Origin of the sequence: Streptomyces sp. NPDC097619, from assembly GCF_040302735.1 — a bacterium.
GTDB lineage: Bacteria > Actinomycetota > Actinomycetes > Streptomycetales > Streptomycetaceae > Streptomyces.
On the sequence record NZ_JBEOSD010000045.1, the window covers coordinates 13,890 to 25,397 of the forward strand.

Genomic DNA, 11,508 nt, shown 5'->3' on the forward strand with positions numbered 1-11,508 from the left:
ACTCCTTGACCGGCCCGCCGACCCTTTGATTGCCTGGGCACACCGAACGATCGGTCGGTGCGGGGTGTCGGGCGTCGCGGGCGCCCGTGACGGTGCGGTGCGACCTGTCGGATGTGACAGTGCAGGATCACAGCGCACTGTCACGGTGCGACGTCACCGGTACACCGGGATCTGCGAGGAGGCAGACGTGGCGGAACAGCGGGACACGGCCGGGCGAGATGACGACACTCGGGCACCGGAGGTCACGGGGGCCGCGACGGCCGCACCCGACCCGCTCCCCCTCACCCCCGCGCCGGCCCCCACCGCCGCACCCGGGCCGGGCGGCCCGGACCCGGCGGAGCTCCTCGACCGCGCCGGGCTCGAAGCCCTCCAGCTGGAGCGGCTGCGGGCCACCTTGCGGCACGCCTACGAGAAGGTGCCGTTCCACCGCGCCGCCTTCGACCGGGCCGGGGTGCGCCCCGAGGACTGCCGGACCCTGGCCGATCTGGCCCGGTTCCCCTTCACGACCAAGACCGACCTCCGGGACACCTACCCCTTCGGGATGTTCGCCGTGCCCCGCTCCGAGGTGCGCCGGATCCACGCCTCCAGCGGCACCACCGGACAGCCCACCGTGGTCGGCTACACCGCCCACGACCTGGACGTGTGGGCGGAGGTCGTGGCCCGCTCCCTGCGGGCCGCGGGGGTCCGCCCCGGCCACACCGTGCACGTGGCCTACGGGTACGGGCTGTTCACCGGCGGCCTGGGCGCCCACTACGGCGCCGAACGGCTCGGCTGCACGGTGGTCCCCGCCTCCGGAGGCGCCACCGAGCGACAGGTCCGGCTGATCCTGGACTTCGAGCCCGAGGTCATCATGGTCACCCCCTCCTACATGCTGACCCTGCTCGACGAGATGGAGCGGCAGGGCGTGGACCCGCGGTCCACCTCGTTGCGGACCGGGGTCTTCGGGGCCGAGCCCTGGACCGAGGAGATGCGCCGCGAGATCGAGGGCCGCCTCGGCATCGACGCGGTGGACGTCTACGGGCTGTCGGAGGTGATGGGTCCCGGGGTGGCGCAGGAGTTCGCCACGCACAAGGACGGGCTGACCGTGTGGGAGGACCACTTCCTCCCCGAGGTGGTGGACCCGATCACCGGGGAGGTGCTCCCGGAAGGCGAGCCGGGCGAGCTGGTGTTCACCTCGCTCACCAAGGAGGCCCTGCCCGTGGTCCGGTACCGCACCCGCGACCTGACCCGGCTGCTGCCCGGCACGGCCCTGTCCGCTTTCCGGCGCATGGAGAAGGTGACGGGCCGCAGCGACGACATGATCATCGTCCGGGGGGTGAACCTCTACCCCACCGCCATCGAGGAGATCCTGCTGCGCACCCCCGGCGTGGCCCCGCACTTCCAGCTCCGGCTGACCCGGGAGGGCCGGCTCGACTCCCTGACCGTGCGTGCCGAGGCCCGTCCGGGCGCCGACGCCGGGACGCGGGAGGCCGCGGCGGCCTCGGTGGCACGCGCCGTCAAGGAGGGTCTGGGACTCTCCGCGGCCGTGGAGATCGTGGCCCCGGAGACCTTGGAGCGGTCGGTCGGGAAGATCAAGCGCGTCGTGGACCTCCGGAAGGACTGAACGGGTCCGGGGCCGGGCCCGGACCACCCGTTCGGAGTCCGGATCGGCCGGGTCCCGGCCGTCACGGGGTAGTCGGATCCTGTGACGCACCAGCACCACCGGCACGGAGACGACCACGGGCAGCACCACGGGCAGGACGACGCACACGATCGCGAGCACGCACACGGCCGGCACCGCGGCCGGCACCACGGACCCGAGGACGGGCCGGAGGGCGGGCACCCGCGCGGGCACGCCTTCCACCGCTTCCACGACCGCGTCCGGGCCTCGGCCGCGGGCCTGGCCTGGAGCCGCGGCCGGCAGATGGAGCTGATGCACCGGGCCATGGGATTCGCCGCGCTCGGCTTCCTGACCCTGGTGCCGCTGCTCATCGTGGTGGCCGCGGCGGGGCCCTCCAGCGGAGAGGGCTTCGGCCGCTGGCTGGGGCAGGCCCTCGGGGTCTCGGAGTCCTCCCGGCGGCAGGTGGAGGTGCTGTTCGGGATGCCGGGGCAGGCCCTGGAGCGGACCACCGCCTTCGGCCTGGCCGCGCTGTGCGTGTTCGGGCTGACCTTCGGATCGGTGGTGCAGACCGGCTACGAGAAGGTGTGGGACCTGCCCACGGCCCGTTGGCACACCCTGTGGCGGCACGTGGTCTGGCTGGCCCTGCTGATCTTCTACCTGGGGGTGCTGGTCGCGGTCTCCGCCTCCGGCAGCGGCGTGTGGAGCACCCTGGCGGGCGCCGCCGCCGACCTGACCAGCACCTGCCTGTTCTTCTGGGGGTCCCAACGCCTCCTGCTGGGCGGGCGGGTCCGCTGGCGCGCGCTGCTGCCGGGAGCGGTGGCCACCAGCCTGGGCCTGCTCGGGCTGCGGATCTTCTCGCAGCTGGTGTTCTCCCCCCTCATCGCCTCGAACGCCGTCACGTACGGGCCGTTCGGAACCCTGCTGGTGGCCCAGTCCTGGCTGGTCGGGGTGGGCTTCGTGGTGTACGGCGGGGCGCTGGTGGGGCGCCTGGCGCACGAACACCTGCTGCGGCGCAGGCTGGTCCGCTCGGGCCGGCTGCCCTGACCGGGCGGCCCGGCGCAGGTCCACCTCAAGGTCAACCAGGGTCATCCTCAAGGTTGTTGACACTTCCTCAGTTCCTCTGATGGGTTCGGGTACGTCCCCGTCGGGGCCGGTACGTCCCGCTCTCCACCGCACCGGGAGGAACCTTGTCCGTCCGCATCCGCCTGCGCCGCGTCGCCTTGTGCGGCGTCGCCGTCCTCGCCGTGACGGCGGCCGTGCCGCCCGCCGGGGCCGCGCCCCCACCGGACTCCGCCCGCCTCTCCGGGGGCGGGTTGTCCGCGGTGATCCGCTACACCGAGTACGGGATCCCGCACGTCCTCGCCGCCGACTACGCCGGCCTGGGCTTCGGGACGGGCTACGCGCAGGCCGCCGACCAGGTGTGCGTGCTCGCGGACGGGTTCGCGACGGTGCGCGGGGAGCGGTCCCGCTGGTTCGGCGCGGAGGGGGTCCCGGACGGTTCGCTGTCCTCCGCCCGCACGAACCTCTCCGGTGACCTGTACTTCCGCGGGGTGCGGGAGTCCGGCACGGTGGAGCGGCTGCTGGCGGCCCCGGCCCCGGCGGGCCCCGGCCGGCAGGTGCGGGAGCTGATGCGGGGTTGGGCGGCCGGGTACAACACGTGGCTGGAGCGGAACCGGGAGCGGATCACCGATCCGGCCTGCCGGGGCGGGGGCTGGGTGACGCCCGTGACCACGCGGGACGTGGCCGCGCGGGCCTTCGCCCTGTCGGTGCTGGGCGGCGAGGGCCGCGGCGTGGACGGGATCACGGCGGCGGTGCCGCCGGGCACGAGGGGGGCGGCGGGTCCGGCGGCCCGGACCGGTGGCGCGCTGCCGGACGGCGCGGCGGCCGCCGCGGCCGCCCGGGAGCTGTTCGCGACGCAGCGGGCCGACATGGGGTCGAACGCGGTGGCCTTCTCGGGCGGGGTGACGGCGAACGGACGCGGACTGCTGTTGGGGAACCCGCACTACCCCTGGCACGGCGGGCGGCGGTTCTGGCAGTCGCAGCAGACCATCCCCGGGGAGCTGAACGTGTCGGGGGCCTCGCTGCTCGGTTCGCCGGTGGTGTCCATCGGGTTCAACGCGCGCGTGGCGTGGAGCCACACCGTGGCCACGGGGGTGCCGGCGGCCCTGCGCCAGCTGGTGCTGGACCCCTCGGATCCGACCGCGTACCTGGTGGACGGGCGGCCGGAGCGGATGGTCGAGCGGAAGGTGACGGTCCCGGTCCGGGGCGGGGCCCCGGTGACGGCGACGCAGTGGTGGACCCGGTACGGGCCGGTGCTGACCTCGCTGGGGTCCTCGCTGCCGTTGCCGTGGACGGGTACGACGGCCTTCGCGTTGACCGATCCGAACGCGGCGAACCTGCGGGCCTTCGACACGGCGTTGGCGCTGGGCCGGTCCTCCTCGGTGGCGGGGGTGCGGCGGGCGCTGGCCCGGACCCAGGGGCTGCCGTGGGTGAACACGGTGGCGGCGGACTCGGCCGGCGGCACCCTGTTCACGCAGGCGCAGGTGCTGCCGCGGATCACCGACGAGCTGGCGGCGCGCTGCTCGACCCCGTTGGGGCGGGCGGTGTACCCGGCTTCGGGGCTGGCGGTGCTGGACGGGTCGCGCGGGGAGTGCGCGCCCGGTTCGGATCCGGACGCGGTCCAGCCCGGGGTGTTCGGGCCGGGGCGGACCCCGGTGCTGGTGGGCGCCCCGTACGCGGAGAACTCCAACGACAGCGCCTGGCTGGCCAACGCGGACCGGCCGCTGAGCGGGTACGAGCGGGTGTGGGGGGACTTCGGGACCCCGCGGAGCCTGCGGACCCGCGGTGCGGTGGCGGACGTGTCGGCGTTGGCGGCGCGGGGCGGGCTGAAGGTGTCGGACCTGGAGCGGCTGCAGTTCGCGAACGGGGCGCCCGCCGGGGAGCTGGCGGCGCGGGAGGCCGCGGCGGCCTGTGCGGTGCTGCCGGGCGGTCGGGCCACCGGCAGTGACGGCGCGGTGGTGGACGTGTCCGCGGCGTGCGGGGTGCTGGAGCGTTGGGACCGGACCACGGGCACCGACAGCCGGGGCGCCCTGCTCTTCGACCGGTTCTGGCGGCGGCTGACGGCGCTGACCCCGGCGCAGCAGCTGTGGAAGGTGCCGTTCTCGGCGGCGGACCCGGTGCGGACCCCGCGCGGGTTCGACGCGGCGACCCCGCACCTGGGGCGGGCCCTGGCGGACGCGGTGACGGAGCTGCGGGCCGCGGGGGCGGCCCCGGACGCCGCGCTGGGGGCGCACCAGTTCGTGGTGCGCGGCGGGCAGCGGATCCCGGTGAGCGGCGGGACCGAGTCGCTGGGCGTGTGGAACAAGACGGAGGCGGTGTGGAACCCGGCGGGCGGGGGCTACACCGAGGTGGTGCACGGCTCCAGCCACGTGCAGGCCGTCGGCTGGGACGGCAGCGGCTGCCCGGTGGCGCGGACGCTGCTGACGTACGGGCAGTCCTCGGACCCGGGTTCGCCGCACTCCGCGGACCAGACCCGGCTGTACTCGGCGGGCACGTGGGTGCGGTCGCGGTTCTGCGAGCGGGACGTGCTGTCCTCGCCGGCGCTGCGGGTGGTGTGGGTGCGCGAGCGGCGCTGAGCGGCACGGAGCGGTGGGGGGCGGCCGGTACGGGTGCGGCCCCGGCACCGGATGTCCGGTGCCGGGGCCGCGGGCCCGTGGGGGGGTCGGGGGTCGGGGCCGGTGCGGCCGGGGCCCTCAGGGGCTGACGGCGAGGAACAGGTAGGCGGCGAGGATGACCAGGTGGACGCCGCCCTGGAGGAGGGTGGCGCGGCCGGGTACCACGGTCAGGGCGCCGACGACCACGGTGAGGGCGAGCAGCACCATGTGGGTGGCGTCGAGGCCGAGGGTGAGGGGGCCGGAGAGCCAGATGGTGGCCAGGGCGATGGCCGGGATGGTCAGGCCGATGCTGGCGATGGCGGAGCCGTAGGCCAGGTTGAGGCTGGTCTGGACGCGGTCCCGGCGGGCGGCGCGCACCGCGGCCAGCGTCTCGGGGAGCAGCACCAGCAGGGCGATGATCACGCCGACCACGGCGTGCGGGAGGCCCGCGTCCGCGACCCCGGACTCGATGGTGGGCGAGACGGCCTTGGCGTCGCCGACGACCGCGATCAGGGCGGCCATGAGCAGGGCCAGGCTGACGAGGGCGGCGCGGGAGGTGGGCGGGTCGGCGTGGTCCTCGGGGGCGCAGGTGCCGCCCTCGGTGGGCACCGGGAGGAAGTAGTCGCGGTGCCGGACGGTCTGCACGGCGACGAACAGCCCGTACAGGGCCAGCGAGGCGACGGCGGCGAAGCCGAGTTGGGCGGCGGAGAACTCGGGGCCGGGCTTGCTGGTGGTGAAGGTGGGGAGGACCAGGCTGAGGGTGGCCAGGGTGGCGACGGTGGCGAGGGCCGCTCCGGAGCCCTCGGCGTTGAAGACGGCCACCCGGTTGCGGAGCGCGCCGACGAGCAGGGACAGGCCGACGATGCCGTTGCAGGTGATCATGACGGCCGCGAAGACGGTGTCCCGGGCCAGTGAGGAGGTCTTCTCCCCGCCGCCGTCCGCCATCAGGGTGACGATGAGGGCGACTTCGATGACGGTCACGGCCACCGCGAGGACCAGGGAGCCGAAGGGCTCCCCGACCCGGTGGGCGACCACCTCGGCGTGGTGCACGGCGGCGAGGACGGCCCCGGCCAGGCACAGGGCCACCAGGGCGACGGCCGGGCCCGGCAGGTCCCGGCCCCAGCTCAGGGCGAGGGCGACGAGCGCCACGAGGGGGACCACCACGGTCCAGTCGGTCAGCGGGCTTCTGCGGGTCGCCGTACTCATGGCGGTCACGCTGCCAGACGGTCCCCGCCGAGCCCGGTCAACACGCGCGCGGCGCCCGGCGGACGGCGGAGACCCGGGCCGTGCTCGCGGCCCGGGTGGGGGTCGGGTGTCGGCCGGCGGGGGCCGGGCGGTGCGGCGGGGTACCGCGCCGCCCGGCTCCGCTCCCGGGGGGATGCCGCCCGGTCCCGGGTCAGAGGGGGCGGTCGTGGCCCTCCCAGTAGGGCTCGCGGAGCCGCCGCTTGTAGAGCTTGCCGTTGGGGTCCCGGGGCATGGTGGTGATGAAGTCGACCGTGCGGGGCCGTTTGTACCCGGCGAGGCGGCGTTCGCAGTGGGTGAGGATCTCGGCGGCGAGGGCCGGGCCGGGGGTGAAGCCCTCGGCGGCCTCGATGACGGCCTTCACCTCCTCGCCCCGGTCGGCGTGCGGGATCCCGAAGGCGGCGGCGTCGGCCACGGCCGGGTGGGTGAGGAGGGCCGACTCGATCTCGGCGGGGTAGATGTTCACCCCGCCCGAGATGATCATGTCGATCTTGCGGTCGCGGAGGAAGAGGTAGCCGTCCTCGTCGAGGTAGCCGAGGTCGCCGACGGTGAAGAACTCCCCGATGCGGTTCTTGCGGGTCTTGCCCTCGTCCTTGTGGTAGCTGAAGCCGCCGGTGCTCATCTTCATGTAGACGGTGCCGACGCTGCCCGCGGGGAGCCGCTCGCCGTCGTCGTCGAAGACGGCGAGTTCGCTGATGGGCCAGGCGCGGCCGACGGTGCCGGGCTTCTTCAGCCAGTCCTCGGCGGTGGCGAAGGCGCCGCCGCCCTCGCTGGCCGCGTAGTACTCCTCCACGCAGGAGCCCCACCATTCGATCATGGCCCGCTTCACGTGGTCGGGGCAGGGCGCGGCGCCGTGGATGGCGTGGCGCATCGAGGAGACGTCGTAGCCGGCGCGGACCTGCTCGGGGAGGGCGAGGAGGCGGTGGAACTGGGTGGGGACCATGTGGGTGTGGGTGCAGCGGTGGGCGTCGATGAGGCGGAGCATGTCCTCGGGGGCCCAGCGGTCCATCAGGACGAGGGGGTGGCCGATGTGCAGGGCCGCGCCCGCGAACTGGAGGACGGCCGTGTGGTAGAGCGGGGAGCAGACCAGGTGGACGTTCCCGTCGAAGGGGCGGATGCCGAAGATGCCGAGGAAGCCGCCGAGGTGGGCCTCCTCGGGGGCCTTGCCCTGGAGGGGGCGGCGGATGCCCCGGGGGCGGCCGGTGGTGCCGGAGGTGTAGTTCATCACCCAGCCGAGGGTGCGGTCGGCGGGGGCGGATTCCGGTTGCCCGTCGAGGAGTTCCTCATAGGGGCGGAAGCCGGGTACCTCGCCGACGGCGTAGCGGCGGTCCGCGGGCAGGGCGGCCTCGTCGGCGGCGGCGCCGGCGGCGTCCGCGAAGCGTTCGTGGGCGATGAGGACCTTGGCGCCCGAGTCGGCGACGATCCAGGCGATCTCGGGTCCGACGAGGTGGTGGTTGACGGGCACGAGGTAGAAGCCGGCCTGGGAGGCCGCCAGGTAGGCGGTGAGGAACTCCACGCCGTTGGGCAGGACCACGGCGAAGACGTCCCCGCGGTCGAGTCCGGCGGCGCGGAGGCCGTGGACGAGGCGGTTGACGCGGCCGTGCAGGCGGCCCGCGGTCCACTGTTCCCCGTCGGGGGCGGTGAGGACCACCCGGTCGGGGTCGGCCTCGGCCTGGGCCCAGAATCCGTTCGGTGGCCGCGTGGGCTGCGCGGGCCGCGTGGGCTGCGTACCGGTCATCGGGGTCCTCCTCGGGGGGCGTACGGGCGTGCGGGCGTCGTGGGGGTCAGGACCGGCCCGCGATGCGCGTGATGCGGTCCACGGCCCGTTCGAAGCCCCGGGTGAGGTCGTCGAAGACGGCCTGGACGCTGCGTTCGGAGTTCATGCGGCCGACGATCTGGCCCACGGGGGTGCCGAGGAGCGGCTCCACCTCGTACTTCTGGATGCGGGAGACCGCGTCGGCGACGAGCAGGCCCTGGAGGGGCATGGGGAGCGGGCCGGGGCCGTTCGGGTCCTCCCAGGCGTCGGTCCAGGCGGTGCGCAGTTGGCGGGCCGGTTTGCCGGTGAGGGCCCGGGAGCGGACGGTGTCGCCGGAGCCCGCGGCGAGGAGCTTGCGCGTGAGGGCCCGGGAGTGCAGGTCGGCTTCGGTGACGGTGAGCCAGAGGGAGCCGAGCCAGACGCCCTGGGCGCCGAGGGCGAGCCCGGCGGCGATCTGTTCCCCGCTGCCGATGCCGCCCGCGGCCAGGACGGGCAGCGGGCCCACGGCCTCGACGACCTCGGGGACGAGGACCATGGAGGCGATCTCCCCGGTGTGGCCGCCCGCTTCGTACCCCTGGGCCACGACCACGTCGATGCCGGCCTCGGCGTGCCGGCGGGCGTGGCGGGCGCTCCCGGCGAGGGCGGCGACGAGGACGCCCCGGTCGTGGGCGCGGGCGATCACGTCGGCGGGGGGTGAGCCGAGGGCGTTGGCGAGGAGTCGGATGGGGTAGTCGAAGGCGACGTCGAGCTGGCTGCGGGCGACCTGTTCCATCCAGCCGGTGATGCGCCAGCCGGACGCCTCGCCCTCGGGGAGGCCCGGTACCCCGTGCTCGGCCAAGGTGTCGCGGACGAACTGCCGGTGCGCGGCCGGGATCATGGCCTCGACCTCGGCCTCGGTGACCCCTTCGACCTTCTTGGCGGGCATCACCACGTCCAGGCCGTAGGGGCGGCCGTCGGTGTGCTCCTGCATCCAGTCGAGGTCGCGGGCCAGGTCCTCGGGGGCGGTGTAGCGGACGGCCCCGAGGACCCCGAAGCCGCCGGCGCGGCTGATGGCCGCGGCGACCGCGGGGAAGGGCGTGAAGCCGAAGATGGCGTGCTCGGCTCCCAGGGTCCTGCTCAGCTCCGTCTCCATGGGCGGCAGGATGCCGCAGCCCGGCGACCGAGGGAAGAGTTTTCTGATGACTCGTCAGATTCTTTGCGGGCCGGTCAGGTCGGGGAGCGGGGGGCGCGCGGGCAGATACTCGGTGGCGGGAACGGCAGCACCGGCGGCCCCGGCGCGACCGGTGGGAGCAGGCAGAGGACAGGAGGACCGGCCATGACGGAGCCCACGGGGGCGTGGCGGGGGTCGGGCGGCACGGACGGCGGGCCCGTCCGCCGCGGTGGACCGGAGGAGGGACCGACGGCCGGGGCGGCGGAGGCGACGGGCGGGCACCCGACCCTCGGGCACCGCCCCCTCGGCCGCAGGCGGCTCGGCCTGCGGCTGCTCGCCCTGGGCGGGGTGCTGTGGTGCGCGGCCCTGCCCGGGGGCGCGGGCGCCGCGGGCGGCCCCGCCGAGCGGCGCGTGCTCCAGGGGCTGCGGCTGCGCTACGGATCGCCCCGGCAGGCCGGACTGGTGGAACGGCACCTGGAGCGGGTGGCCGCCGAGGCCGCCCGCTACCTGGAGCCCGCACCCGAACGGCCCTACTACGCGGGCTGCGTGGTCCTCGCGGGTCGGGGCCGGACCGTGGCGCTGCACCGCGCGGCCGGGTACGCCCTCCGCTACCGCGACTACGACGGCCGCACCGACGAGGCCGTGGAGTTCCCCGCCACGGAGCGGATCCCGATGACCGAGGACACCGTCTTCGACCTCGCCTCCCTCACCAAGCTGTTCACCTCCGTGCTCGCGGTGCAGCAGATGGAGCGCGGCCGGCTGGACCTGGAGGCCCCGGTCCGCCGCCACCTGCCCCTGTTCACGGGCGGCGGCAAGGAGCACGTCACCGTCCGGCACCTCCTCACGCACACCTCGGGGCTCCGCTCGTGGGCGCCGTTCTACCACCGGCCCACCCGGGCCGAACAGCTGCGACTGCTGTGGTCGGTGACCCCGCAGGACGCCCCCGGCAGCGTGTACCGCTACTCGGACCTCAACCTGATCGCCCTGCACCTGCTCCTGGAGAAGGTCACCGGCCGCCCCTTGGAGACCCTGCTCCGCGAGGAGATCACCGGCCCCCTCGGCATGCACCGCACCCGGTTCCACCCGCCGCTGTCCTGGCAGCGGATCACCGCCGCCACCGAGGTGCAGCGGCCGCCCTGGTCCGGCCTGGACCGCGGGCTGGTCTGGGGCCGCGTCCACGACGAGAACGCGCACGCCCTGGGTGGCGCCGCCGGGCACGCCGGGGTCTTCGGCACCGCCTGGGACCTCGCCGTCCTGGCCCGCGCCCTCCTCGACGGCGGGGCCTACGCCGGCAAGCGCGTCCTGCGCCCGGCCTCCGTGGAACTGCTCTTCACCGACTTCAACACCGCCTTCCCCGGCGAGGACCACGGCCTCGGCTTCGAGCTCTACCAGCACTGGTACATGGGCGCCATGGCCACCCCGCGCTCCGCGGGCCACACCGGTTTCACCGGCACCTCCCTGGTGTTGGACCCGTCCACCGACTCCTACCTCGTCCTGCTCGGCAACTCCGTGCACCCGGTGCGGACCTGGCGGGCGGGCAGCGCCCCACGGGTCGCCACCGGCAACGCCTTCGCCCGCGCGGTGCCGGTGCGGACCCGGCACGGCGGCCACGCCTGGTTCTCGGGGATGGTCCCGGGCTCCGCCGGCACCCTCACCCTGCCCCCGGTCACCCCGACCGGCGACCGGGCCCGGTTCCGCTGCGCCCTGTGGTGGGACACCGTGCCCGGTCAGGGCGCCTTCCACCTGGAGTGCTCGGGCGACGGACGGAGTTGGGAACCGCTGCCCTTCACCACGGTCCGATCCACGGGCGGCAGCCCCGAGCACTGGCCCCGGGGCACGGTGGAGGGCTGGTCGGGGCGCATCTGGCACCGGCTGGAGGCCCCGCTGCCCGGCTGGGCCGGGCGGCCGGTGCGGCTCCGGCTGCGGCACACCGCCGCCGGCCGGTACGTGGGCCGCGGGATCTACGCCGACCTGCTGCGGATCTCCGGCCCGGAGGGTCTGCTGTTCTCGGAGGAGAGCCCCGACGACGGCTCCCGGATCGAGTCCGAGGGCTGGGTCCGTTCGGCCGACTGACCCGCGGCCCCCGGTCCGGGCCCGGCCCGCCCGG

At 75.2% G+C, this 11,508-nt stretch carries 7 protein-coding genes; 4 read left to right on the forward strand and 3 right to left on the reverse strand.

The features are described 5' to 3' along the window. Positions 1–187 precede the first annotated feature (187 nt). From paaK to ABTZ17_RS15210, 3 genes are all read left to right on the forward strand, one after another. The gene (gene paaK / locus ABTZ17_RS15200) at positions 188–1,603 is read left to right on the forward strand and encodes a phenylacetate--CoA ligase PaaK (RefSeq protein ID WP_352196060.1); all 1,416 of its coding nucleotides are present in this window, start codon (positions 188–190) and stop codon (positions 1,601–1,603) included. A gap of 300 nt (positions 1,604–1,903) precedes the next feature. Next, positions 1,904–2,644: a YhjD/YihY/BrkB family envelope integrity protein gene (locus tag ABTZ17_RS15205; RefSeq protein WP_352196086.1), complete on the forward strand. Its 741-nt coding sequence runs from the start codon at positions 1,904–1,906 to the stop codon at positions 2,642–2,644. 143 nt (positions 2,645–2,787) lie between these two features. Continuing rightward, the gene (locus tag ABTZ17_RS15210; RefSeq protein WP_352196061.1) at positions 2,788–5,235 is read left to right on the forward strand and encodes a penicillin acylase family protein; all 2,448 of its coding nucleotides are present in this window, start codon (positions 2,788–2,790) and stop codon (positions 5,233–5,235) included. Positions 5,236–5,352: 117 nt separating this feature from the next. On the opposite strand, the gene ABTZ17_RS15215 is transcribed toward ABTZ17_RS15210, so the two are convergent. From ABTZ17_RS15215 to ABTZ17_RS15225, 3 genes are all read right to left on the reverse strand, one after another. After that, entirely contained in the window at positions 5,353–6,459 is a 1,107-nt protein-coding gene (locus ABTZ17_RS15215; RefSeq protein ID WP_352196062.1) for a calcium:cation antiporter, read from the reverse strand. A 190-nt stretch (positions 6,460–6,649) separates the two neighbouring features. Continuing rightward, positions 6,650–8,233 (reverse strand): acyl-CoA synthetase, encoded by a 1,584-nt coding sequence (locus ABTZ17_RS15220; protein ID WP_352196063.1) that lies wholly within the window; start codon positions 8,231–8,233, stop codon positions 6,650–6,652. Between the two features lie 46 nt (positions 8,234–8,279). Next, positions 8,280–9,383, reverse strand: coding sequence for an NAD(P)H-dependent flavin oxidoreductase (locus tag ABTZ17_RS15225; protein WP_352196064.1), 1,104 nt, complete (start codon positions 9,381–9,383; stop codon positions 8,280–8,282). Between the two features lie 183 nt (positions 9,384–9,566). Between ABTZ17_RS15225 and ABTZ17_RS15230 the strand changes: the two genes are divergently transcribed. Next, the gene (locus ABTZ17_RS15230; RefSeq protein WP_352196065.1) at positions 9,567–11,474 is read left to right on the forward strand and encodes a serine hydrolase domain-containing protein; all 1,908 of its coding nucleotides are present in this window, start codon (positions 9,567–9,569) and stop codon (positions 11,472–11,474) included. The last annotated feature ends 34 nt before the right edge of the window (positions 11,475–11,508 follow it).

Excerpts from the sequence above, each read along its gene's own strand:
- ABTZ17_RS15225 (WP_352196064.1), bottom strand. The coding sequence starts at position 9,383 with ATGGAGACGGAGCTGAGCAGGACCCTGGGAGCCGAGCACGCCATCTTC.
- ABTZ17_RS15230 (WP_352196065.1), top strand. The coding sequence starts at position 9,567 with ATGACGGAGCCCACGGGGGCGTGGCGGGGGTCGGGCGGCACGGACGGC.
- ABTZ17_RS15205 (WP_352196086.1), top strand. The coding sequence starts at position 1,904 with ATGGAGCTGATGCACCGGGCCATGGGATTCGCCGCGCTCGGCTTCCTG.
- ABTZ17_RS15220 (WP_352196063.1), bottom strand. The coding sequence starts at position 8,233 with ATGACCGGTACGCAGCCCACGCGGCCCGCGCAGCCCACGCGGCCACCG.
- ABTZ17_RS15215 (WP_352196062.1), bottom strand. The coding sequence starts at position 6,459 with ATGAGTACGGCGACCCGCAGAAGCCCGCTGACCGACTGGACCGTGGTG.